The organism is Sphingopyxis sp. CR5, from assembly GCF_059693785.1.
In genome coordinates this window covers 170,139-192,754 of record NZ_JCATIE010000008.1, presented here as the reverse complement: position 1 = coordinate 192,754, position 22,616 = coordinate 170,139, and the positions used below count along the sequence as shown (strand labels likewise).

Sequence of the window (22,616 nt, the reverse complement as noted above, 5' to 3'; positions counted from 1 at the left end):
GCTAGGTTGCCCGATCATTCGCACGGCAAAAGCCGCAGAAAAATCATTCCGGGACAAGGGACGCACACGCATGAAAGCAATCGGTTTGTGGCAGGAAGGAGACTGGCTCGCGGTTATCGCGGTCGTGATCCTGGGGATATTCCTGGGGGTCGGCGCGGTGATCGCCGGCAGCAAGAAGCCCGAGTTCGCCGGCCACCCGCGGGGCCTCTACATGCTGTTCTTTGCCGAGATGTGGGAGCGTTTCTCCTATTACGGCATGCGGGCGCTGCTGATTTTCTATCTGACGCAGCACTGGCTGTTTTCGGACGGCAAATCGAACCTGATCTATGGCGCCTACACCAGCCTGGTCTATATCACCCCGGTTCTGGGCGGCTATCTGGCCGACCGCTATCTGGGACAGCGCAAGGCGGTGCTGTTCGGCGGGGTGCTGCTGGCGCTCGGCCACCTGTTCATGGCGTTCGAGGGCGTCGGCGGACAGGAAGACCCGACGATCAACGTCTTCTGGCTCGCCCTCGCGCTGATTATCGTCGGCTCGGGCTTTCTGAAGGCGAACATCTCGGTGATGGTCGGGCAGCTCTATCGCCTGACCGACATGCGCCGCGACGCGGCCTATACGATCTTTTACATGGGCATCAACGTCGGCGCGGCGCTCGGCACCATCCTGGTCGGCTATCTGGGCCAGACGGTCGGCTGGGCCTATGGCTTCGGCCTTGCGGGGATCGGCATGGTCGCCGGCCTGATTGTCTTCGTGCTCGGCAAGAAGGTGCTGCTCGGCGCCGGCGAAGCGCCCGCGCCGCTCGCACGCTCGAAGGAGCTGACCATCTATGGCGTCGGCGTTGCGGCCGTGGCGGTGATGTGGGCGCTGGTGCAGTATCAGGACGTCATCCAGACGCTGCTCATCATTTCGGGCATCGCGCTGCTCGGCTGGGTCCTTTACCAGGCGTTCAAGCTGGACAAGGAACCGCGCGAGCGGATCTTCGCCATCCTGTTCCTGATCGCACTGAACCCGCTGTTCTGGGGCCTGTTCGAACAGGCTGGCGGCAGCTTCAATCTCTATACCGATCGCTATGTCGACATTGGCGGCGTGCCGGCGTCGGTGTTCCAGTCGATCAACCCCATCTACATCATCCTGTTCGCGCCGGTCTTTGCCGCGCTGTGGCAATGGCTCGGCAAGCGCGGGCTCGAGCCGTCGGCGCCCGCGAAATTCGCGCTGGCGCTCGCGCAGGTCGGGCTGGGCTTCCTCGTCTTCGTCTGGGGCGCGAAGAGCGTCGGTATGGAGGCGATGACGCCGGTGGTCTTCGTCTTCCTGCTCTATCTGCTCCATACCACGGGCGAACTTTGCCTGTCGCCGGTCGGATTGAGCGCAATGAACCGGCTTGCCCCCTCGTTCATGGCGTCGCTGATCATGGGCGCCTGGTTCTACATGACCGCGGTCGGCAGCTTCGTTGCCGGCAAGATCGGCGAAGCGACGGGCGGCGAGAGCGGCGAAATGTCGAAGGAACTGGCGCTGTCGATCTATAACGAGATCGGCTGGATCACCCTTGGCGTCGCGGTCGTCGTGCTGGCACTGTCGCCGATCGTCAAGCGGTGGATGCACCTCGACACGCTGCGCGACAGCGATGCCGATGTCGCGGGCGCCGAGGAACTGGGCGAGGCGCAGGCCGCCGGCGTCCATCCCGAACCCAAGCCGGCGAGCTGAGCATGGTCCGGGGTGTGAGGGGCAGCCTGCTCGCTGCCGTCGCGCTGGCGTTCACCGGCTGCGCGGCGACCGGCGCGGGTCCGCAGGCGGCGAGCGATACGCCGTCCACGGCGGATGCCGGGTCGGGCGGGTTCGACAAGAACCCCTATCCGTCGACCTATCACGCCTATCCGGGCCGCGTGACCGCGGTGACGGGCGTGACGATCTTCGACGGTGAGGGCGGCCGGATCGACGGCGGCACCGTCGTGCTGGCGGACGGCAAGGTCGAACGCATCGGCGGGGCGGAGACTCCGGTCCCCGACGGGGCGCTGGTGATCGACGGACTCGGCAAATATGTGACCCCGGGCGTGATCGACGTCCACAGCCACCTGGGCGTCTATCCTTCGCCAAGCGTCGATGCGCTGAGCGACGGCAACGAAATGACGAGTCCGACGACCCCCGACGTGTGGGCAGAGCATAGCGTCTGGCCGCAGGACCCGGGGTTCAGCCGCGCGCTGGCGAACGGCGGCGTGACGACGCTGCAGATCCTGCCCGGCAGCGCCAATCTGATCGGTGGCCGGTCGGTCACGCTGAAGAATGTGCCCGCGCGCACCGTGCAGGGGATGAAATTCCCCGGCGCACCCTATGGCATGAAGATGGCGTGCGGCGAGAATCCGAAACGCGTCTATGGCGGCAAGGGTCGCATGCCGTCGACCCGCATGGGCAATATGGCCGTCGATCGCGAGATGTGGGCCAAGGCGGTGGCGTACAAGAAAAAGCTCGATGCAGGTAAACCGGTCGAACGCGACCTGGCGATGGAGACGCTTGTCGGCGTCCTGTCGGGCGAAATCCTGATCCACAATCACTGCTATCGCGCCGACGAAATGGCGCAGGTGATCGATATGAGCCACGAGTTCGGCTATAAGGTGACGGCGTTCCACCACGCGGTCGAGGCGTACAAGATCGCCGACCTGCTGAAAAAGGAAGGCATTTGCGCCGCGCTGTGGGCCGACTGGTGGGGCTTCAAGATGGAAGCCTATGACTCGGTGCCGGAAAACCTGCCGATGGTCGAGCAGGCGGGTGCCTGCGCGATCGTCCATTCGGACGATGCGAACCAGATCCAGCGGTTGAACCAGGAAGCGTCCAAGGCGCTGGCCGCCGGACGTCGGATGGGGATCGAGATCAGCGACGAGCGCGCATGGCGCTGGCTGGCGATCAACCCCGCGACCGCGCTGGGCATCGCCGACAAGACGGGAAGCCTGAAGCCCGGAAAGATGGCCGACGTCGTGCTGTGGAACGGCAATCCGTTCAGCGTCTATACGCGGCCCGAAAAGGTCTGGATCGACGGCGCGCTGATGTTCGACGCCGACGATCCCAAACGACGGCCGGTCAGCGATTTCGAGCTGGGGCAACCGGGCGAGGGAGATGTGAAATGAGAACTCTCCTGAACCTCCGATCCCTCGTTTTGCGTGCCCCTGGCAGGGGCACGGCGGGATTGGGAGGCGCGCTGGCCGCAGTCCTGGCTTTGGCCACTCCCGCCAGCGCCCAAGACGTTGCGATCACCAATGCGAAGCTGGTGATCGGCGACGGCAGCGCGCCCGTCGAGGGCGGCATCGTCGTCGTGCGCGGCGGCAAGGTCGTCGCGGCGGGCGCGGGCGTCGCGGTGCCCGCGGGGATCGAGACGGTCGATGCCGCAGGACATTATGTCACGCCTGGGATCGTCGCGGCGTTCAGCCGGGTCGGGCTGACCGAGGTCGATGCGGTGTCCGGCACCAACGATCGCAGCGCGCCGCGCACCCGCTTTTCGGCCGGGCTCGACATCGCGCCGGCGCTGAATCCGATGGGCTCGCCCGTCGCGGTCAATCGCGCCGCCGGCGTGACGCGCGCGATCGTCGCGCCGGGAGGCAGCAGCAATTTGTTCGCCGGGCAGGGCGCGGTCGTCGACCTGGGTGACGACATGGACATGGTGACGCGTCCGCGCGCGCTGCAATATGTCGCCTTTGGCGAGGATGGCGCATCGAAGGCGGGCGGCAGCCGCGCCGCCACTTTCCTGCTGTTCCGCGAACAATTGCTCGCGGCGCGCAGCTATGCCCGCAACCCCGCGGCGCTCGCCGAATGGGGCAATGACGCGATGATCCAGCGCGCCGACGCTGATGCGCTGGTGCGTGTGGTCGACGGAACGACGCCGCTGTTCGTGCGCGTCGACCGCGCCGCCGACATATTGAATGTCGTCAAGCTGAAGCGGGATTTTCCCGCGCTGAAGCTGGTGCTGGTCGGCGCGACCGAAGGCTGGATGGTGGCACCGCAGATCGCCGCGGCGCGGGTGCCGGTGATCGTCTCGCCTTTGACCGACCTCCCGAACAGTTTCGAACAGCTGGGCGCGACCCAGTCGAACGCCGGACGCCTCGAAGCCGCGGGGGTAACCGTCGCGGTGGGGGTCTTCGACGACGACGACGCGCACAAAATGGGTTATGCCATGCAATATGCCGGCAACCTGGTCGCGCTGGGCCGGATGCCGGGAGCAAGCGGGTTGAGCTGGGACCAGGCCTTTGCCGCGATCAGCAGCGGGCCGGCGCGCGCGCTCGGCATGGACGACCGCATCGGCTCGCTGAAACCCGGGCGCGTCGGCGACGTGGTGATATGGGACAAGGACCCGCTCGAACTGGGCAGCCGTCCGACCGCGATCTGGATCGACGGCAAGCGCCAGTCGCTGACGACGCGGCAGGACCGGCTGCGCGACCGGTACGCCGACCCGGTCGAGGGGGCCTTGCCCAATGCCTATGACTGGTAACCGCCGCATCTGATCCGCGCGGCCGATTTGCAAGGGGAGGAAAGGCCGTGGAACCGATGAGTTTGCTGATCGCGACCTGTGTGCTGTTCGTCGGTACGCACCTGGTGCTGTCGCACCCGCTGCGCGAACCGCTTGCGGGACGCATGGGCGAGCGCCCCTTCCAAGCGATCTATTCGCTCGTCGCCATCGCGACGCTGGTGCTGGTGGTGCAGGCCTATCGCGGGATGCCGCCCGAGCCGCCGCTGTGGGCGGTGGGCGATGCGCTGTGGGCCCTGGCGTCGGCGATCGTGCTGCTTGCCAGCATCCTGTTCATGGGGTCGCTGGTCGGCAATCCGGCGCTGCCCGCGCCGGGCGCCGCCTTTACTGCGCAAAAGGCGCCGCGCGGGGTCTTTGCCATCACGCGGCACCCGATGATGTGGGGCTTTGCCCTGTGGGCATTCGCCCATGCGCTGGTCGTGCCGACGCCGGGGCAGATCGTGCTGTCGGCGACGATCGCCTTTCTCGCGCTGGTCGGGTCGGCGGGCCAGGACGTCAAGAAGGCGAAGCAGATGGGCGATGCCTGGCGCCACTGGACGGCGCGGACCAGCTATGTGCCCTTTGCGCGCCAGATCGGCGGTGCCGCGCCGTGGGGCGACACGATCCCGCGGGGCCATGCGCTGCTGGGCGGAATCGTCGTCTGGCTTGCGGCGACCTGGGCGCACGGCGCGCTCGGCTATATGGCTGCGGGCCTGTGGCGCTGGATCGGGTAGGCCCCGGTGGCCACCAGTGACACGCATCTTTCGGATCTCGCCGAACGCCTGCTCGGCAAGCCCCTCGACGCGCTCGATCGGGAGGAACGGCGCGTCATCCGGGCGATCGCCGACCGCGAGCCGACGAGCCGCGACGCCGCCGACATCGACGATGCACGCGCGACGCTCGGCGACCGGCTCGCCGACCGGGTGGCGGCGATCGGCGGCTCGTGGGCGTTCATCATCGTCTTTGCGCTCGTGCTGCTGGGCTGGATGCTGCTCAACTCGCGGGTGCTCGACCGCTTCGGGATGGCGTTCGACCCCTATCCGTTCATTTTCCTGAACCTGATGCTGTCGACGCTCGCGGCGATCCAGGCACCCGTCATCATGATGAGCCAGAACCGGCAGGCGGCGAAGGACCGGCTGGCCGCGAAGCTCGACTATGAAATCAACCTGCGCGCCGAGCTGGAGATCATGCGCCTGCATCACAAGCTCGACGCGCTGGCCGAGGCGGTGAACGAGGTCAGGGGACGGGGCTAGAGCCGCACCATCCGCATGCCCTGTTCGCCGTAGCGCGGGCCGCTGGTGCCGCCCATCGGTGCGGCGGCGGCGATCGCGGCGAGATCGTCGGCATCGAGCGCGAGGTCGGCGGCAGCGATGCTGTCCTCCATCGTGACGCGGCGCTTGGTGCCGGGGATCGGAACGATGTCGTCGCCCTGCGCAAGCAGCCAGGCGAGCGCGACCTGCGCGTTGGAGACGCCATGCCGGGCCGCGACGCCGGCGATCGCGTCGACGATGCGCAGGTTGGCGGGCAGATTCTCGTCCGAATAGCGCGGGTCGTTGCGGCGCCAGTCGGTTTCGGGCAGGTCGTCGCGGCTGCGCACCGTCCCGGTCAGGAAGCCGCGGCCGAGCGGCGAATAGGGCACGAAACCGATGCCATGTTCGCGGCAGACGGGCAGGATCTCCGCCTCGACCTCGCGCTCCCAGATCGAATATTCGCTTTGCAGCGCGGCGATCGGCGCGGCCTTTGCGGCGCGGCGCAGCGTATCGGGGCCGGCTTCGGACAAGGCGATGTGGCGGACCTTGCCCTCCTTGACGAGCTCCATCATGCCACCGACGGTTTCCTCGATCGGAACGTTCGGGTCGACGCGGTGCTGGTAGAAGAGGTCGATCGTGTCGATGCCGAGCCGCCGGAGCGACCCCTCGCACGCCTGACGGGCGTTTTCGGGGGTGCCGTCGACCCCGACGATCTGCTTGCCGTCGAACCGGAAGCCGAACTTGGTCGCGATGACGAGGCCCTCGCGCTTCCCCGCGATCGCCGATCCGAGCAGCTCCTCGTTGGTGAAGGGACCATAGATTTGCGCGGTGTCGAAAAAGGTGACGCCAAGGTCGATCGCGCGATGGATGGTGCGCGTCGCTTCGTCCATGTCGGCGGTCTCGCCATAGAGGATGTTGCCGCCCTTGATCATCGGCATGCAGCCGATACCGATCGCGGATACGTTCAGGCCCTGGCCGAGGGTGCGATATTTCATGCCGGCTCTCCATCGCTATCGTCGGGGGCGCCGCGCGCCGCATATCTGGTCGCGGCGACGTCGGCGATGACATTGCCCACCGTACGCCAGATATCGGGAAATGTCTCGACCGCGACGAGCAGGCCGAGCGGCCCGACGGGAACGCCCATCGACACGGCGATCGGCGCGATCGAGGTCACATAGCTGATCGATCCGGGCAGGCTGACCGCGCTGAGCGCCGAGGCGACCGCGACGAACAGCCCCGCCGCCATCGCCCACGGACCGATGGGCAGGCCGAAGAGCCACGCGATATAGAGCACGACCGCGAGGTTCATCGCGGTGCTGGTGAAGCGGAACAGCGCGACCGCGAGCGGCAGGACGACGTCGGCCTTGCGGGGGTCGACGCCCAGCTCTTCGGCCGCTTCAAGCATCGCGGGCAGGCTGGCGAGTGAACTCTGGGTGCCGACCGCCACCGCGAAGGTCGGGATCATCGCCCGGGCGAAGCGCAGCGGGGTCAGCCCCGCGAGGAAAAAGGCGAGCGCGAAAGCCAGGATCACGCAGCACAGGCCGATGGCCGACACGATCAGCACATAATGGACCAGTCCACCGAAGGCCGCGAGGCCCGCCTTGATCGCCAGCGCATAGCCGAGCGCGAAGACGCCGAGGGGCGCGACCGCGAGCACCCAGCCGATGACCACGAGCATCGTGTCGCCGAGCGCGCGGAACAGGCTGGACAGCTGCGTCCGCTGATCGGGTTCGATGCGCGTAATCGCAAAGGCGAAGACGGTGGTGAAGATGATGAGCGGAAGGATCGCGGTGTCGGCGGCGGCGGCGATCGGGTTGGTCGGTATCAGCCCGAGCAGGAAATCGCCGAAGCTGGGGGACGGGCCCGTTTCGACCGCACCGCCGAGACCGTGGCGCAGCGCCGCCGCCGCGTCCGCCGACAGGGGAAAGAGCCGGAGCAGGAGCGGGGTCATCACCAGCGACATCGCGCCCGAAATGACGATCGCCACGAGGAAGGTCGCGACCGCCCGTCCCGCGAGCGACCCGGCGCGCGCCGCGTCGGCGGTCGCGGTGATGCCGGTGATGAGCAGCGCGACGATCAACGGGACGATCGTCATCTTGAGCGCGTTGAGCCAGAGCTGGCCGATCGGTTCGACGAACGGGAGCGAGCGCGCCGCGAGGTCGGGGCCGACCGCCTCGACCGCAAGCCCGAGCAGCATTCCGGCGATGAGCGCCGAAAGAATGATCCATGCCGATTTCAAGTCGCTTTCTCCCCCGCGGCACGCCGGTCCGCTTGCCAAGCAAAAGTCGGTGACATAGAGCACCTCCCGGAACGAACGGGAACCCGTTTTCGGGCCGGGAAATGCTCCGTGGGGGCCATCCCGGAGACGCGGGGCAGGGCCTGCCCCGGGATTAGGTAACGGAGCCATCATGCGCAAGTTTTTCGGAACCGACGGGATTCGCGGCCTGACCAACATGGCGCCGATGACCGCCGAGGTCGCGATGCGCGTCGGCATGGCGGCGGGCGCGCACTTCCTGCGCGGGACCCACAAGCATCGCGTCGTCATCGGCAAGGATACGCGCCTGTCGGGCTATATGATCGAAAATGCGCTGGTTGCCGGTTTCACCAGCGTCGGGATGGACGTGGTGCAGGTCGGGCCGATGCCGACCCCGGCGGTGGCGATGCTCGCGCGGTCGATGCGCGCCGACCTGGGCGTGATGATTTCGGCGAGCCACAATCCCTTTGCCGACAACGGCATCAAGCTGTTCGGTCCCGATGGATATAAATTGTCCGATGCCGACGAAGCGCAGATCGAGGCGCTGCTGGCTGTCGAACCCAAGCTGGCCGAGCCCGCTCAGATCGGTCGCGCCAAGCGTATCGAGGATGCCCGCGGCCGCTATATCCACGCGGTCAAGCAGAGCCTGCCGCAGACGATCCGTCTCGACGGGCTGAAAATCGTCGTCGATTGCGCCAACGGCGCCGCCTATAACAGCGCGCCGACGGTGTTCTGGGAGCTCGGGGCCGACGTCGTCGCGGTGGGCGTGACGCCGAACGGGCTGAACATCAACGACCAGTGCGGATCGACGGCACCCGCCCTGTTGCAGGAAACCGTGGTCGCAAGCGGCGCCGACATCGGCATCGCGCTCGACGGCGACGCCGACCGGCTGATCGTCGTCGACGAGGCGGGCGCGATCATCGACGGCGATCAGATCATGGCGCTGATCGGTGCAAGCTGGGCGCGGCAGGGCCGGCTGACCGGCGGCGGAGTCGTCGCCACGGTGATGTCGAACCTGGGCCTCGAACGCTTCCTTCAGGGCGAGGGCCTGACGCTCGAGCGCACCAAGGTGGGCGATCGCTATGTCCTTGAACGGATGCGCGAGGGGGGCTTCAATGTCGGCGGCGAACAGTCGGGTCACATGATCCTGTCGGCTTATGCGACGACCGGCGATGGCACCCTCGCGGCATTGCAGGTGCTCGCCGAGCTCGTTACGGGGAGCAAGCCCGCTAGCGAATTGCTCCACCAGTTCGACGCTGTTCCGCAGCTTTTGAAGAATGTCCGATTTGCGGGCGGCAGGCCGCTCGACGACGGACAGGTGCAGGCGGCGATCGCCGAGGGTGAAGCCGCGCTTGCGGGGCGGGGACGCCTGGTGATCCGGGCGTCGGGCACCGAACCGGTCATCCGCGTGATGGCCGAAGGCGACGATGCCGGCGAAGTCGAGCGTGTCGTCGACATGATCTGCGACGCGGTGCGCGTCGCGGCCCATTGAAACACTAACCGGGCTTCGCCGACGATGCGGAGCGAAGAAAGGATTGTCATGCTGGAAATGCGTCCCGATTGCGAGCGGTGCGGCCGCGACCTGCCCGCCGACAAGCACGGCGCCTTCATCTGTTCGCTCGAATGCACCTTTTGCGCGGAGTGTGCGGATCGCCTGGAAGAGCGTTGTCCCAATTGCGGCGGCGACCTGCTCGACCGACCGATGCGCGAGGGGCCGGCGCTGGCCCGTTTCCCCGCTTCGACGGAGCGGCGGCATCCGGGGGCTCGGGGCTGATCGCCGGACGATGACCGCGCGCGTCCTTATCATCGCGGGCTCCGACAGCGGCGGCGGCGCCGGCATCCAGGCCGATATCAAGACCGTGACGATGCTGGGCGGTCACGCGATGACCGCAATCGCCGCGATCACGGCGCAGAACACGCGCGGGGTGCAGGACGTCCACGCCGTCCCGACCGCGATGGTGCTGGCACAGATCGACAGCGTCGTCGCCGACATCGGCGTCGACGCGGTCAAGATCGGCATGATCGGCAGCGCCGAAACCGCCGCCGCGGTCGCCGAGCGGCTGGCGCGTCCCGACCTGGCCGGCGCGGCGGTGGTGTTCGATCCCGTCATGGTGTCGACAAGCGGATCGGTGCTGGCCAATACGGCGACGATCCATGCCTTCGAGGCCCTGATGGCGCGCGCGACCGTTACGACGCCGAATATCGACGAACTGGCGGCGCTGGGGGGAGAGTCGGCGGTGCTGGCCCGAGGCAGCGCGCTGCTTGCCAAGGGCGGTCACGGCGATGGCGATACGGTGATCGATCGCCTGATCGAAGCCGACGCCGGCGAGGTGGCGCGCTGGGAAGCCCCGCGGATCGACACGCCGCACACCCATGGAACCGGCTGTACGCTGGCGAGCGCGATTGCGACCGGCCTGGCGCAGGGTATGCCGCTGGAGCCTGCCGTGGCGCGCGCGCGCGATTTCGTGCGGCTTGCGCTGATGGGGGCGCCGGGGCTGGGGAGCGGACATGGCCCGATGGGCCAGCAGACGGTGCGCAACGACGGCCTGTTCACCGGCCCGGCGCTCAACCAGATCACGCTGCCCGCTGTCGATTATCCGGCGTCGGTCGCCTTTTACAAGCAGCTCGGACTGACGCAGATCGTCGATAGCCCGGGCGCCGAGGGAATGGGCGGCTATGCGCGCTTCGAGGCTGCAAACGGCGTCACCCTCTCGATTCACGTCGGCGATGGCGCGGCGGGCGGCGCGACGACCTATCTCGAAAGCGGCGCGCTCGACGCCTGGGTCGCCTATCTGGCGCGGCGCGGGGTGCGCTTCGACCAGATGCCCCGGGACGAGGAATGGGGTTGGCGCGAGGCGCGGCTCATCGATCCGGCGGGCAATCGCCTGTGCCTCTATCAGGCGGCGGAATATCGCAGGTTCCCGCCGTGGCGCGTCTGATCTCCCACTCCGCTGCGACTGGCGAGCAAGCTCGCCAGTCCCGCTGCCCCTCCCGCAAGCGAGAGGGGAGGCCATGTTGATCGTCGGCGTCGACGAGGCGGGGCGCGGACCGCTCGCCGGTCCGGTGGTCGCGGCCGCGGTGATCCTGTGCGAGCCGGGGATCGACGGTCTCGACGATTCGAAGAAGCTGACCGCGAAGCGCCGCGCCGAACTCGACATCGAGATCAAGGCGCGTTGCCGCTGGGGGGTCGGCGAGGCGAGCGTGGCGGAGATCGATGCGATCAATATCCTGCAGGCGACTTTTTTGGCGATGACGCGCGCCGTCGAGGCGTTGAAGTGCGACCCGCACGAGATACTCGTCGACGGCAACCGGTTGCCGCGCTGGCGCTACTCTGCGCGCGCCGTCGTGGGGGGCGATGCGCTGCATCCCTGCATCTCGGCCGCGAGCATCGTCGCCAAGGAGCATCGCGACCGCGTGATGGTCGCCGCGGCGCGCGATTTCCCCGGCTTTGGCTGGGAGCGCAACATGGGTTATGGTACCCCCGAGCATCTGACGGCGCTGCGCCTCCACGGCCCGACGCCGCTCCATCGATCGAGTTTCGCGCCGGTGGCGCAGCTGACGCTGATCTGAGGGGGTAGAAGGGGCGATGAGCAAGGGATTTACGGCCGGCGACGTGGCGGCCCAGACCGGGCGGCGCTTCCTGATCACCGGGGCGAATGCCGGGATCGGGTTCGAGGTCGCGAAATTGCTTGCGGCTCGCGGCGGGCACGTGGTCCTGGCCTGTCGCGACGCCGACCGCGCCGAGGCGGCGATGGCGCGCATACGCGCCGACGTCCCTGCAGCCGACCTGGCGTTCCAGCCGCTAGACCTGGCCGATATCGACCAGGTGCGCGACGCCGCGGCAGCGGTGCGCGCCGGTCCGCGCATCGATGTGCTGGTCAACAATGCCGGGGTGATGATCCCGCCGCGCACGCTGACCCGGCAGGGGTATGAGCTGCAATTCGGCGTCAACCATCTGGGGCATTTCGCCTTTACCGGACTGATCCACCCGCATGTCGACGACCGCATCGTGCTGACCGGCAGCCTGGCGCATCGCAGCGGCACGATGGATTACAGCGACCTCGACGCGAGCCGGAGCTATCATAACTGGCAACGCTATCAGATGAGCAAGCTCGCCAACATGCTTCACATGTTCGAGCTCGACCGGCGGCTCGGCGCCGCGGGGCGCGCCACGCAGGCGATCGGCTGTCACCCCGGCGTCGCGCTGACCGAATTGCAGCGCCATTTGCCTGCGCCGCTGCGCTTTCTGACCCCGCTCGCGACGCCCTTTTTCAACAGCGCGGCGCAAGGGGCCTGGCCGACCCTGCAAGCCGCGACGGGCGCCCATGTCCAAGGCGGCGATTATCTGGGGCCGCAGGGGCTTGGCGAGGTGACGGGACCGTCGGGTCCCGCGCGTGCGACCGCCTTTGCCCGCGACCCCAGGGCGGCGCGCGAATTGTGGGAGCGGTCGATCGACCTGACCGGGATCGATCCGGGGCTGTGAGGATTTTTCGCCCCCCACCGCTGGCGGTTGGGGGGGGAAGGGACGATTTTTTTGCCGCTGAGTCTTCATCGCCACACCACCAGTGGTTGAGTCCGGGCGTCGCGCGCGACTCCATATGTCGTGGCAGACTCCTTTCGTTCTCCCCGCCTTAACCATTTCGTCAGGCTTAAGTCCTAGCGACTCGTGCTTGACGGCGGGTTTCGCCGGACTCATCAAGGCCTTCTTTGGTTAAGAACGAGGGGCGAGAGCATGGGTGTGATGGAGCGGGTCAAGGCGCCGGCAGCGAAGCAGCGGGCGGCGAAGGCGACCCCGGCGGACCTGCCGCTCGACAGTATATTGCAGGGCGACTGTATCGAGATGATGCGCTCGCTGCCTGCGGCGTCGGTCGACATGATCTTTGCCGATCCGCCCTATAATCTCCAACTCGGCGGCGACCTGCTCCGTCCCGACGGCAGCCAGGTCGATGCGGTCGACGACGATTGGGACAAGTTCGACAGCCTGGGCACCTATGACCGCTTTACCCACGCGTGGCTGAAGGAAGCGAAGCGCATATTGAAGCCCAATGGCAGTATCTGGGTGATCGGCAGCTATCACAATATCTTCCGCGTCGGCGCGGCGCTCCAGGACCAGGGCTATTGGATCCTCAACGACGTCGTGTGGCGCAAGGCGAACCCGATGCCCAATTTCAAGGGCACCCGTTTCACCAACGCGCACGAGACGCTGATCTGGGCGTCGATGGGCGAAAAGGCGCGCTACACGTTCAATTACCGCGCGATGAAGACGCTGAACGACGAACTGCAGATGCGCAGCGACTGGCTGATCCCGATCTGCGCGGGGCAGGAACGGCTGAAGAAGGGCGGGCACAAGGTCCATCCGACGCAAAAGCCCGAAGCGTTGCTCTATCGCGTGCTGCTTGCCTGCTCGAACCCGGGGGACGTGATCCTCGATCCCTTTTTCGGCACCGGGACCACGGGTGCGGTCGCGAAGCGGCTGGGGCGCCACTTTATCGGCATAGAGCGCGAGGACGATTATATCGCAGCGGCGAAGGAGCGCATCGAGATGGCGCTGCCGCTGGACGAAAGCGCGGTCCGGACGATGATGGCGCCGAAGGCGGCGACGCGCGTGGCCTTTGGCACGCTCGTTGAATGCGGGATGATCGCGCCGGGCTCGCGGCTCACCGACAGCAAGCGCCGCTGGCAGGCGGTGGTGCGGGTCGACGGCAGCCTTGAATGCGACGGGCAGCCCGCGGGATCGATCCACAAGGTCGGGGCGGGCGTACAGGGCGCGCCGAGCTGCAACGGCTGGACCTTCTGGCACGTCGACGACGGCAAGGAATTGCGCGTGATCGACGCCGTTCGCCAGGACTGGTTGCTGGCGAACGAGGCTTGATGCGTGCGTCATTGCGAGCGAAGCGAAGCAATCTCCAGCTGTCGGCATGCCTTGCCGATGGCTGGGAGATTGCTTCGTCGCTACGCTCCTCGCAATGACGGGTAAGGGACAGGCATGTTCGCACCGCTGTCCAAGGCCGATTTCGGCAAGACGTGGGAAGATGCCCGCGTCTATCTGCGCCCCACATGTTTCGTCGATCGTCCGCACGAGCTCGACGACGATTGCCTGCGCATCGCCGACACGATGATCTGGTTCGCGGCGTGGCACCTCAGCCTGCGCGACGACCATGCCGTGAAATCGGCGATCGTGCCGGTTCCCGAACTGGGCGACTGGATCGCGGCGATGCCCGATGCACTCGCCGAAGCGGCGACGGCGCAGCGCGCGGCGACGCAGCGTCCGCGCGGCGTGCTGCACCTCGGCGAGCGGACGGTCCGGCTTGGCGAACCCCAAGTGATGGGCATTTTGAACGTCACCCCCGACAGCTTTTCGGACGGCGGCAAGCATGTCGACCGGGCCGCCGCGATCGACGCCGGTTTTGCGATGGGCGTGGCCGGCGCCGCGATCGTCGATGTCGGCGGCGAATCGACGCGTCCCGGTGCGCCGCTGATCTGGGAAGGCGACGAGATCGAACGGGTCGAGGACGTCGTCGCGGCGCTGGCCAGGGGCGGGGTCGCGGTGTCGATCGACACACGCAAGGCGGCGGTGATGGAGGCGGCGCTTGCGGCAGGCGCGACCGTCGTCAACGACATCTCGGCGCTGCGCTACGACGATCGCGCGATGGATGTGGTGGCCCGGGCAGGGGGCCCGGTGGTGCTGATGCACGCCCCCTCCGCCAAGAGCGACCCGCACGAGGGCGGCAGCTATTCGCACATCCTGTTCGACGTTTACGACATGCTCGCCGAGCGGATCGCCGCGTGCGAAGCGGCGGGGATCGATCGCGCGCGGATCCTCGTCGATCCGGGCATCGGTTTCGGCAAGGGCGTCGCCGACAATCTGGCGCTGGCGAACGGGCTCGCGCTCTTTCACACGCTCGGTTGCCCGATCCTGTTCGGCGCGAGCCGCAAGCGGATGATCGGCGCGCTCGACAACGAAGCGGACGCCGGCCACCGGCTCGGCGGTTCGATCGCGCTCCATTATCAGGCCGCGACCCAGGGCGCGCAGATCGTGCGCGTCCATGACGTCGCCGAGACGCGGCAGGCGCTGCGCATCTGGCGCGGGCTGCGCGACGCGGCGCTGACCGCCTGACGCGGGCATTCCGGCGCACGCGCTTGAAACCGAAACCCTTGTTCGCGCGTCTCTTTCAGGAGAGCGCGGTCGTCTGGCCGCGCCGACAGAAAAGGAGACTTCGATGCACCTTCCCCATGACGCGCATGTCGCGGTCGCCGATGGCGAGCGGTTCGTCCTGTTCCGCAACGACGGCGACGAAGCGCTGATCAACCTGGTCGATGCCGCGAGCTTCGACGTCGACACCAGCAACCGCAGCGGCGCCAACCCCGAAGTGCGCGACCTGGACGAACGTGGCCATGCCGCCGGCGTGGCCGCGATGCTGAATCAGCGTGTGCTCGCCAACGAGATCGAAAAATTGCTGATCGTCGCCGATCCCAAGACATTGGGGATCATGCGCGACCATTATCACGGCGAACTCAAGCGCCGCCTGGTCGGCGAATTGCCCAAGACGCTGACCGGCGCCGATACCGCCGAAATCGAACGGACGATCGGCGCGGCCTAGGACGGGCGCCGCGTCACGCCGCCGTGTCGATCCCCAGATCGCTCAGCTTGCGATAGAGCGTCGAGCGGCCGATGCCGAGGCGGCGGGCGACTTCGCTCATCCGTCCGCGATAATGGCCGATCGCGAGCCGGATGACGTCGGCTTCGATCTCTTCGAGCGGGCGCAGATTGCCGTCGGGAAGATAGAGGGTGACGCCGATCGCCTCGCCGTTGATCGCCACCTCTCCGTCTCCGCTCGCCGCGCCGCCGCCCAGGGCCGCTTCGATGGCGGTGAAGTCGGCGGCAGTGAGGACGTCGGTTTCGCTGGCGACCGCGGCGCGGAACAGGACGTCCTGGAGCTGGCGGACATTGCCGGGCCAGGCATAGGAGACGAGCAGGCGCAGCGCGTCGTCGGTGATGCCGATCTGGCCCATGCCCGGCAGGCTGCCGATGCGGGTCAGCAGGTGCCGCGCGAGCGAGCCGATGTCGCCGCGCCGTTCGCTGAGCGAGGGCAGGGTGAGCTGCGCCGCCGACAGTGCATAGAACAGGTCTTCCCGGAAATGACCCGCTTCGATCAGCTTGTCGAGCGGACTGGCGCTGGTCGAAATGACGCGAACGTCGACGGTCTGGCGGATCGTGCCGCCGATCATCTGGACCTCGCCCGTGTTCAGGAATTCCACGAGCTTCGCCTGCGTCTCGAGCGGGATGCACTCGACATGGTCGATGATGATGCTGCCGCCGTCGGCCTGGACCAGCCGGCCGACCTGACGGTCGAAGGCGCCCGGAAAGGCGCCGCGTTCGTGCCCGAACAGGCCCGAACCGATCAGTCCCGGCGACACCGCCGAACAATCGACCATGACCAGTGCGCCGCGCGCGCGCGGGCTGGCGCTGTGGATGGCGCGGGCAAAGACCTCTTTGCCGGTTCCGGGCTTGCCGTTGATCATCACCGGGACCCGCGCACGCGCCGCCTTTGCGGCGATCGCGAGCGCGGTGCGGAAATTGGGCGACGAGCCGATGATTTCCTCGAAGGCGAGGGGCGCGCGCAGTTTTTCGGTCAGCGGGCGCAGTTCGCCCTGCGGCCCGCCGGTGCCGACCGCGGTGTCCAGCGCGCCGAGCAGGCGATCGGGCGCGATCGGCTTTTGCACGAAATCGCTGGCACCGGCGCGCATCGCCGCGACGGCGAGTTCGACGCCATTGCGCAGGGTGATGACGATCAGCGGCAGCCCTGGTCGCCAGCGACGCAGTTCGGCAACGAATTCGGGAATCGCTATTCCCGGCGCGCCCTGGTCGACGATGACCGCGTCGAGGGTCATGCCTTCCTGCGTGCCGAGCTTTGCAAGCGCCGTATCGGTGTCGGGCACGACCACGGTACGCCACCCGCCGCGCGAGGCCAGCGCCGACAGAAACCGCTGCTGCGCCGGCTCGCTGTCGACGATCATCAGCGTTCGCGTGTCGCGGTTGTTTGCCATAATCCCGATTCCGCCCCTTGCTGCGGCCAGTTCAGCCAGCTTTCCGCCCGGCTTTCCGCGTTGACGGGCCGATCTAAACCACGGGGGTAAAGGGGCGATTAAGGCCGTTCAACATTCGGCTGCGATTCCGCCGCGACACGCCGCCCCTTGAGCATCGCCGAACGCGTGGCTAAGACCGGCGCGAATCCGGAAATTTCCGGGCCGCGTCGACGCGGCACCGGCGACAAGGCAAAAGGGGAAGAGCCATGGCGGAACAGGAAATGAAGGCGGCGACCGAAACCTATGCGGGTTTCCTGAGCCTGCTCAAGACCGGTACGATCCTGACCGTGATCGTCGCGGCGTTCGTCGTCCTGCTGATCGCGTCCTGACGCGACCGGCATGCGCATCGCCGTATTGAAAGAGCTCGCCCCCGGCGAGACTCGCGTCGCCGCGACCCCGGAAACCGTGAAGAAATTCATAGGCCTGGGAGCCGAAGTTGCCGTCGAATCGGGGGCCGGTGAGCACGCCTCCATCGCCGATGCCGATTATGGCGCCGCAGGCGCGAGCGTCGCTGGACGTGCCGACGTGTTAAAGGGTGCGGACATCATCCTCGCAATCCAGGGGCCGTCGCCCGACAGCCTGGCTGGTTTCGCCGACGGCGCCTGGCTCGCCGCAGGTCTCAACCCGTTCGGGGAGCGCGCCCGCGTCGACGCCTATGCCAAGCTGGGACTTGAGGCGCTGGCGATGGAATTCATGCCGCGCATCACGCGCGCGCAGTCGATGGACATCCTTTCGAGCCAGGCAAATCTCGCGGGCTACAAGGCGGTGCTGATGGCGGCGAGCGCCTATGGCCGCGCCTTTCCGATGATGATGACCGCCGCCGGCACGGTCAGCGCCGCCAAGGCGTTCGTCATGGGCGTCGGCGTTGCGGGGCTTCAGGCGATCGCCACCGCGAAGCGCCTGGGCGCGCAGGTCAGCGCGACCGACGTCCGCTCGGCGACCAAGGAACAGATCCAGTCGCTTGGCGCCAAGCCGATCTTCGTGGAGAGCGTTGCAGGCATCGAAGGCGAGGGCGCCGGGGGCTATGCCACGGAAATGTCCGACGAATATAAGGCGGCGCAGGCCGAACTCGTGTCGTCGCACATCGCCAAGCAGGATATCGTCATCACCACCGCGCTGATCCCGGGGCGTCCCGCGCCGCGGCTGATCTCCGACGCGCAGCTTGCGACGATGCGCGCGGGCAGCGTCATCGTCGACATGGCGGCGGAAAGCGGCGGCAATGTCGAAGGATCGGCGCCCGGCGAAACGAAGCGCCTTCATGGCGTCACCGTGATCGGCGCGCAGAATATCGCGGCCCTCATGCCTGCCGATACGAGCGCGCTGTTCAGCCGCAACCTGTTCAATTTCCTGTCGGCTTTCTGGGACAAGGACGCGGGCAGACCCGTGCTGGACGAGGAAATCGGCAATGCGGTGCGCCTGACGCAGGGCGGCAAGGTCGTGAACGAGCGGCTTCTCGGCTGACGCGCCCGACTTTCTTCTGAAACCTTCGCGGTCCAGTGCGCGTTCGCCGATTGGACGGATGCGACGTGCGCCGCCGCCGTCAACGCGATTTCGGATGAGGAGACTATCAGCGTGAACAGGCAGCTTATGTGCGCAGCCGCGGTAGCGGCGATGACCCTGGCCGGATGTAACAAGACACCCGAGCCGCCGGCGACCGAGACGATGAAGATCGACGCCGGCGCGGCGAGCGGCACGACCGATTCGTCGAAGACCATCGTCGAAAACCTGATGGCGATGCCCGATGAAAAGACGCTGGTTTCGGCGGTTACCGCGGCCGGGCTGGTCGAGACGCTGTCGGGCGACGGGCCCTTCACGCTATTCGCGCCGAGCGACGCGGCGTTCCAGCAGGTTCCGGTGGTTACGCGCAACGGCTGGATGCGCCCGGCACAGAAGGATGTGCTCGCCGGCGTGCTCGAATATCATGTCGTTCCCGGCAAGCTGACCGCGGCGGACCTTGCCGCACAGATCGAACGGGGCGGCGGCAAGGCGGTGCTGAAGACCGTCGACGGGCAGGAGCTGACCGCGTCGATGAGCGGCGACAAGATCCTGTTGACCGCCGCAGGCGGAAACAAGGCCACCGTCACCGCGAGCGACCTCGACCAGTCGAACGGGGTGGTCCACATTGTCGATGCGGTGCTGCTGCCCAAGATGTAAGTCGCCGGCTGTATTCGTGAAACTTTATGTCGTCAAACGGCGGCATTTCCGGCGATAACAGGGCGGGGGCCGGCCTTTTCGACGGTTTGGGAGTCGACAGTGGCCCCTGCGGGCTGCAATAGGGGCGCGCACGGAATCAACAGGGGAGCATGCCGTGGATTTCATCGCCATTTTCTCGATCTTCGTCCTCGCCTGCTTCGTGGGCTATTTCGTCGTCTGGTCGGTGACGCCGGCGCTGCACACGCCGCTGATGAGCGTGACCAACGCGATTTCGTCGGTGATCATCGTCGGCGCATTGATCGCGAGCGCCGCCGCGGGCTCGGCGTCGTCGAAATGGCTCGGCCTCGCCGCCGTGGTCATGGCGAGCATCAACATCTTCGGCGGGTTCGCGGTCACCGAGCGCATGCTCGCGATGTACAAGAAGAAAGAGCGCTGAATTTTTGACCCTTCTCCCCCGGGGAGAAGGATACGAAGCCTTGTCGCATCAGCGACTAGGCGCAGTTGGATGAGGGGGTCAACAGCGGCCCGGAAATTCGGCGGCGGCGCCCCTCACCCAGCTTCGACTAACCGGCAAGCCGGCAAGTCTTCGCAACCCTCTCCCAAAGGGGAGAGGGATGAAAGAGGGGCAATACATGCACGAAGTCGCACCGATCAATCCCTGGGTGGCGCTGGCCTATCTGGTCGCCGGGGTCTGTTTCATCCTCGCGCTGCGCGGCCTGTCGTCGCCCGCCTCGTCGCGGCGCGGCAACCGGTTCGGCATGATCGGCATGACGATCGCGGTCGTCACGACGCTGGTGACGCATGTGCCGTGGAAGGCCGGCGACGCGGTCAACAGCTATGTCGGGATCGACGCGGTTGCGATGGCCGAGATACTGGGCGCGATCGCGATCGGCGCGATCATCGGCATCGTGATGGCGCGGCGGATCGCGATGACCGCCATGCCGCAACTCGTCGCGGCGTTCCACAGCCTCGTCGGCCTGGCCGCCGTCGCGGTCGCGGCGGCCGCCTATCTGAACCCCGGCGCTTTTGGCATCGCCGATGCGGCGGGGCAGATTTTCACCGTCAGCCGGATCGAAATGGGGCTGGGCATCGCGATCGGCGCGATCACCTTTTCGGGGTCGGTCATCGCCTTCCTGAAGCTGAACGGCAATATGTCGGGCGCGCCGATCATGCTGCCCGCGCGCCACGTCATCAACCTGGGGACGCTCGCGGCGATTTTGGGGCTTATCGGCTATTTCCTGACCGACCAGTCCCCGGCGGTCTTCTGGACCATCACCGCCTTGAGCTTCCTGATCGGTTTCCTGCTGATCATCCCGATCGGCGGTGCCGACATGCCGGTCGTCGTGTCGATGCTGAACAGCTATTCGGGCTGGGCCGCCGCCGCGATGGGCTTCACGCTACACAACAGCGCGATGATCATCACCGGCGCGCTGGTCGGCTCGTCGGGTGCGATCCTGTCGTACATCATGTGCCGCGCGATGAACCGCAGCTTCATCAGCGTCATCGCCGGCGGCTTCGGCGCCGATACTTCTTCGGCGGGCGGCGCGGCGAAAGAGCAAAGGCCGTGGAAGCCCGGCAGCGCCGAAGACGCGGCGTTCCTGATGAGCCAGGCCGACAATGTCATCATCGTCCCCGGTTACGGCATGGCGGTCGCGCAGGCGCAGCACGCGCTGCGCGAGATGGCCGACATGCTCAAGAAGGAAGGCGTGAACGTCAAATATGCGATCCACCCTGTCGCGGGCCGCATGCCCGGCCATATGAACGTGCTGCTCGCCGAGGCGAACGTCCCCTATGACGAGGTGTTCGAGCTGGAAGACATCAACAACGAATTCTCCCAGTGCGATGTCGCCTTCGTCATCGGCGCCAACGACGTGACCAACCCGGCGGCCAAGACCGACAAGACGTCGCCGATCTATGGCATGCCGGTGCTCGACGTCGAAAAGGCGAAGACCGTGCTGTTCGTGAAACGCTCGATGGGCGGCGTCGGCTATGCCGGCGTCGACAACGACGTGTTCTACATGGACCAGACGATGATGCTGCTCGGCGATGCGAAGAAGATGGCCGACGACATCGTCAAGGCGCTCGGCGAGGGGCATTGATTTTCCATTCCGTTCGCCCCGAGCTTGTCGAAGGGCGGTTCTTCCTTCAAAGACGGGGCAAATGACGGACGGGACTTCGACAAGCTCAGTCCAAACGGTTTTTGGAGGATAGCTTGCGCAAGATCGGTTTGATCGGGGGAATGAGCTGGGCGTCGACCGAGCTTTATTACCGGCACCTCAACAAGGGCGTGCAAAAACGGGTTGGAACAAGCTGTTCGGCACCGGTCCTGCTGGAAAGCCTGAACTATTGCGAGCTCTCCCGGCTGACGACGCCCGAGCAATGGGACCATGCGCGCGACATATTGGTCGCGTCGGCGAAGCGGCTCGAGGATGCGGGCGCGACGGCGCTGATGATCGCGGCCAATTCGATGCACCGGCTGGCCGAGGATATCGCGGGCGCGATCTCGATCCCGCTGCTCCACATCGTCGACGAGGCGGGCGAAAAGCTGAAGGCCGACGGGGTCAAGGCCGCGGCGGTGATCGGCACCCGCAATGTGATGACCGAGGCGTGGTTTCGCCAGCGCCTGGTGCGGCACGGGCTGACGCTGGCTCCCTATGACGGGGCGCGGGCCGAGGAAATCGACCGCATCATCTATGACGAGCTGATGCAAGGCAAGGTGACCGAGGAGTCGCGCCGCACGATGCGGACCTTCATCACCGACATCGCCAAGCAGGATATCGAGGCACTGATCCTCGCCTGCACCGAACTCGTCATGCTCGTCGATCCCGACGCCAATGTGCTGCCGATCTATGACACGACGCGCATCCATGTCGCGGCGGGGGTCGACTGGATATTGGGCGAAGCGCCCTAAAAGCGCGGGTCGAAGCCCTGCCGACGGTTGTCGATCGGCGGCGCCCTTTCCGGTCCGTCAGTTGGTGCGGGTCCATGTCACGGTCTTGCAGAACACCGCGACACATCCCTTCATTTTCAGGTGGCTGCCGTCGGGGGTCAGTTGCGCGCGGAAATTGCGGCCTTGTTCGGGCATACAGCCCTGGCCCGCCCACGACGACCCCTCGCGCGTGAGGCCCCAGAAGACCCGCGATCCCAGCAGCCGCTGGCCGCGTTTCGCACGGTCCGGATTCTTCGCGTCGCGTGCGCCTCCGGCGGGCTCGGCAATCAGGAAGCGCTGAATATGGCCGCACATCGCGCCGCCGCACGGCGCAAATTCGACGACCGCGCGCCCGTCTTCGTTGATCCAGCGCCCCGCGAGCGCGGGCTTGTCGGCGGCCTGGACCGGCGCGACGGCGAGGGCCATTGCCCCCGCGAGATGATATTTGAGCATTGCGA

Annotated in this window: 23 protein-coding genes; 19 read left to right on the top strand and 4 right to left on the bottom strand. The window is 66.8% G+C overall.

Annotated features, from left to right (window positions below):
- Positions 1 to 70 precede the first annotated feature (70 nt).
- From AC58D2_RS14045 to AC58D2_RS14025, 5 genes are all read left to right on the top strand, one after another.
- On the top strand, positions 71 to 1,699 hold the full coding sequence (locus AC58D2_RS14045) for a peptide MFS transporter (RefSeq protein WP_497391358.1): 1,629 nt from the start codon (positions 71 to 73) through the stop codon (positions 1,697 to 1,699).
- Positions 1,700 to 1,701: 2 nt separating this feature from the next.
- Positions 1,702 to 3,114 (top strand): amidohydrolase, encoded by a 1,413-nt coding sequence (locus AC58D2_RS14040; RefSeq protein WP_497391356.1) that lies wholly within the window; start codon positions 1,702 to 1,704, stop codon positions 3,112 to 3,114.
- 89 nt (positions 3,115 to 3,203) lie between these two features.
- Positions 3,204 to 4,469: an amidohydrolase family protein gene (locus AC58D2_RS14035; protein ID WP_497391354.1), complete on the top strand. Its 1,266-nt coding sequence runs from the start codon at positions 3,204 to 3,206 to the stop codon at positions 4,467 to 4,469.
- 47 nt (positions 4,470 to 4,516) lie between these two features.
- The gene (locus tag AC58D2_RS14030; protein WP_497391352.1) at positions 4,517 to 5,218 is read left to right on the top strand and encodes an NnrU family protein; all 702 of its coding nucleotides are present in this window, start codon (positions 4,517 to 4,519) and stop codon (positions 5,216 to 5,218) included.
- A gap of 6 nt (positions 5,219 to 5,224) precedes the next feature.
- Positions 5,225 to 5,737 (top strand): DUF1003 domain-containing protein, encoded by a 513-nt coding sequence (locus tag AC58D2_RS14025; protein WP_497391350.1) that lies wholly within the window; start codon positions 5,225 to 5,227, stop codon positions 5,735 to 5,737.
- Here AC58D2_RS14025 and AC58D2_RS14020 read toward each other — a convergent pair.
- Together AC58D2_RS14020 and AC58D2_RS14015 are read right to left on the bottom strand one after the other, a co-directional pair.
- Positions 5,734 to 6,729, bottom strand: a complete 996-nt coding sequence (locus tag AC58D2_RS14020) for an aldo/keto reductase (RefSeq protein ID WP_497391348.1) — start codon at positions 6,727 to 6,729, stop codon at positions 5,734 to 5,736. The genes AC58D2_RS14025 and AC58D2_RS14020 overlap by 4 nt on opposite strands.
- Entirely contained in the window at positions 6,726 to 7,973 is a 1,248-nt protein-coding gene (locus tag AC58D2_RS14015) for a dicarboxylate/amino acid:cation symporter (RefSeq protein ID WP_497391346.1), read from the bottom strand. Before AC58D2_RS14015 ends, AC58D2_RS14020 begins: the two co-directional genes overlap by 4 nt.
- A 166-nt stretch (positions 7,974 to 8,139) precedes the next feature.
- Between AC58D2_RS14015 and glmM the strand changes: the two genes are divergently transcribed.
- From glmM to AC58D2_RS13975, 8 genes are all read left to right on the top strand, one after another.
- Positions 8,140 to 9,480 (top strand): phosphoglucosamine mutase, encoded by a 1,341-nt coding sequence (gene glmM / locus AC58D2_RS14010; RefSeq protein WP_497391414.1) that lies wholly within the window; start codon positions 8,140 to 8,142, stop codon positions 9,478 to 9,480.
- A gap of 48 nt (positions 9,481 to 9,528) precedes the next feature.
- On the top strand, positions 9,529 to 9,762 hold the full coding sequence (locus AC58D2_RS14005; protein ID WP_497391344.1) for a DUF1272 domain-containing protein: 234 nt from the start codon (positions 9,529 to 9,531) through the stop codon (positions 9,760 to 9,762).
- A 10-nt stretch (positions 9,763 to 9,772) separates the two neighbouring features.
- Positions 9,773 to 10,927 carry a bifunctional hydroxymethylpyrimidine kinase/phosphomethylpyrimidine kinase gene (gene thiD, locus AC58D2_RS14000; protein WP_497391342.1) on the top strand — a complete coding sequence of 385 codons (1,155 nt, stop codon included), beginning with the start codon at positions 9,773 to 9,775 and terminating at the stop codon, positions 10,925 to 10,927.
- A gap of 73 nt (positions 10,928 to 11,000) precedes the next feature.
- Positions 11,001 to 11,558, top strand: coding sequence for a ribonuclease HII (gene rnhB, locus AC58D2_RS13995; protein ID WP_497391340.1), 558 nt, complete (start codon positions 11,001 to 11,003; stop codon positions 11,556 to 11,558).
- A gap of 16 nt (positions 11,559 to 11,574) precedes the next feature.
- Positions 11,575 to 12,471, top strand: a complete 897-nt coding sequence (locus tag AC58D2_RS13990) for an oxidoreductase (RefSeq protein ID WP_497391338.1) — start codon at positions 11,575 to 11,577, stop codon at positions 12,469 to 12,471.
- 249 nt (positions 12,472 to 12,720) lie between these two features.
- The gene (locus AC58D2_RS13985) at positions 12,721 to 13,860 is read left to right on the top strand and encodes a site-specific DNA-methyltransferase (RefSeq protein ID WP_497391336.1); all 1,140 of its coding nucleotides are present in this window, start codon (positions 12,721 to 12,723) and stop codon (positions 13,858 to 13,860) included.
- A 114-nt stretch (positions 13,861 to 13,974) separates the two neighbouring features.
- Entirely contained in the window at positions 13,975 to 15,105 is a 1,131-nt protein-coding gene (gene folP, locus AC58D2_RS13980) for a dihydropteroate synthase (protein ID WP_497391334.1), read from the top strand.
- Positions 15,106 to 15,208: 103 nt separating this feature from the next.
- On the top strand, positions 15,209 to 15,589 hold the full coding sequence (locus AC58D2_RS13975; RefSeq protein WP_497391332.1) for a baeRF12 domain-containing protein: 381 nt from the start codon (positions 15,209 to 15,211) through the stop codon (positions 15,587 to 15,589).
- A 13-nt stretch (positions 15,590 to 15,602) separates the two neighbouring features.
- On the opposite strand, the gene AC58D2_RS13970 is transcribed toward AC58D2_RS13975, so the two are convergent.
- A complete protein-coding gene (locus AC58D2_RS13970) occupies positions 15,603 to 17,036 on the bottom strand; it encodes a sigma-54-dependent transcriptional regulator (RefSeq protein WP_497391330.1) in 1,434 nt (477 codons plus the stop codon).
- A gap of 245 nt (positions 17,037 to 17,281) precedes the next feature.
- Here AC58D2_RS13970 and AC58D2_RS13965 point away from each other — a divergent pair, with 245 nt between their 5' ends.
- From AC58D2_RS13965 to AC58D2_RS13940, 6 genes are all read left to right on the top strand, one after another.
- Positions 17,282 to 17,404 (top strand): aa3-type cytochrome c oxidase subunit IV, encoded by a 123-nt coding sequence (locus AC58D2_RS13965; RefSeq protein ID WP_497391328.1) that lies wholly within the window; start codon positions 17,282 to 17,284, stop codon positions 17,402 to 17,404.
- Positions 17,405 to 17,414: 10 nt separating this feature from the next.
- Positions 17,415 to 18,536, top strand: a complete 1,122-nt coding sequence (locus AC58D2_RS13960) for an NAD(P) transhydrogenase subunit alpha (RefSeq protein ID WP_497391326.1) — start codon at positions 17,415 to 17,417, stop codon at positions 18,534 to 18,536.
- Between the two features lie 111 nt (positions 18,537 to 18,647).
- Entirely contained in the window at positions 18,648 to 19,229 is a 582-nt protein-coding gene (locus AC58D2_RS13955) for a fasciclin domain-containing protein (RefSeq protein ID WP_497391324.1), read from the top strand.
- A gap of 154 nt (positions 19,230 to 19,383) precedes the next feature.
- Entirely contained in the window at positions 19,384 to 19,665 is a 282-nt protein-coding gene (locus AC58D2_RS13950; protein WP_037556765.1) for a proton-translocating transhydrogenase family protein, read from the top strand.
- 196 nt (positions 19,666 to 19,861) lie between these two features.
- On the top strand, positions 19,862 to 21,328 hold the full coding sequence (locus AC58D2_RS13945) for an NAD(P)(+) transhydrogenase (Re/Si-specific) subunit beta (protein WP_497391412.1): 1,467 nt from the start codon (positions 19,862 to 19,864) through the stop codon (positions 21,326 to 21,328).
- A 113-nt stretch (positions 21,329 to 21,441) separates the two neighbouring features.
- Positions 21,442 to 22,140: an aspartate/glutamate racemase family protein gene (locus AC58D2_RS13940; RefSeq protein ID WP_497391322.1), complete on the top strand. Its 699-nt coding sequence runs from the start codon at positions 21,442 to 21,444 to the stop codon at positions 22,138 to 22,140.
- A gap of 57 nt (positions 22,141 to 22,197) precedes the next feature.
- Here AC58D2_RS13940 and AC58D2_RS13935 read toward each other — a convergent pair whose 3' ends face one another.
- Positions 22,198 to 22,611: a DUF2147 domain-containing protein gene (locus tag AC58D2_RS13935; protein ID WP_497391320.1), complete on the bottom strand. Its 414-nt coding sequence runs from the start codon at positions 22,609 to 22,611 to the stop codon at positions 22,198 to 22,200.
- Positions 22,612 to 22,616: the final 5 nt, after the last annotated feature.

What these genes read in the sequence shown, in the direction of transcription:
- AC58D2_RS14045 (WP_497391358.1), top strand. Translation starts at nt 71, where the DNA reads ATGAAAGCAATCGGTTTGTGGCAGGAAGGAGACTGGCTCGCGGTTATC.
- AC58D2_RS14040 (WP_497391356.1), top strand. Translation starts at nt 1,702, where the DNA reads ATGGTCCGGGGTGTGAGGGGCAGCCTGCTCGCTGCCGTCGCGCTGGCG.
- AC58D2_RS14020 (WP_497391348.1), bottom strand. Translation starts at nt 6,729, where the DNA reads ATGAAATATCGCACCCTCGGCCAGGGCCTGAACGTATCCGCGATCGGT.
- AC58D2_RS14005 (WP_497391344.1), top strand. Translation starts at nt 9,529, where the DNA reads ATGCTGGAAATGCGTCCCGATTGCGAGCGGTGCGGCCGCGACCTGCCC.
- thiD (WP_497391342.1), top strand. Translation starts at nt 9,773, where the DNA reads ATGACCGCGCGCGTCCTTATCATCGCGGGCTCCGACAGCGGCGGCGGC.
- rnhB (WP_497391340.1), top strand. Translation starts at nt 11,001, where the DNA reads ATGTTGATCGTCGGCGTCGACGAGGCGGGGCGCGGACCGCTCGCCGGT.
- AC58D2_RS13990 (WP_497391338.1), top strand. Translation starts at nt 11,575, where the DNA reads ATGAGCAAGGGATTTACGGCCGGCGACGTGGCGGCCCAGACCGGGCGG.
- AC58D2_RS13985 (WP_497391336.1), top strand. Translation starts at nt 12,721, where the DNA reads ATGGGTGTGATGGAGCGGGTCAAGGCGCCGGCAGCGAAGCAGCGGGCG.
- folP (WP_497391334.1), top strand. Translation starts at nt 13,975, where the DNA reads ATGTTCGCACCGCTGTCCAAGGCCGATTTCGGCAAGACGTGGGAAGAT.
- AC58D2_RS13975 (WP_497391332.1), top strand. Translation starts at nt 15,209, where the DNA reads ATGCACCTTCCCCATGACGCGCATGTCGCGGTCGCCGATGGCGAGCGG.
- AC58D2_RS13970 (WP_497391330.1), bottom strand. Translation starts at nt 17,036, where the DNA reads ATGGCAAACAACCGCGACACGCGAACGCTGATGATCGTCGACAGCGAG.
- AC58D2_RS13965 (WP_497391328.1), top strand. Translation starts at nt 17,282, where the DNA reads ATGGCGGAACAGGAAATGAAGGCGGCGACCGAAACCTATGCGGGTTTC.
- AC58D2_RS13960 (WP_497391326.1), top strand. Translation starts at nt 17,415, where the DNA reads ATGCGCATCGCCGTATTGAAAGAGCTCGCCCCCGGCGAGACTCGCGTC.
- AC58D2_RS13945 (WP_497391412.1), top strand. Translation starts at nt 19,862, where the DNA reads ATGCACGAAGTCGCACCGATCAATCCCTGGGTGGCGCTGGCCTATCTG.
- AC58D2_RS13935 (WP_497391320.1), bottom strand. Translation starts at nt 22,611, where the DNA reads ATGCTCAAATATCATCTCGCGGGGGCAATGGCCCTCGCCGTCGCGCCG.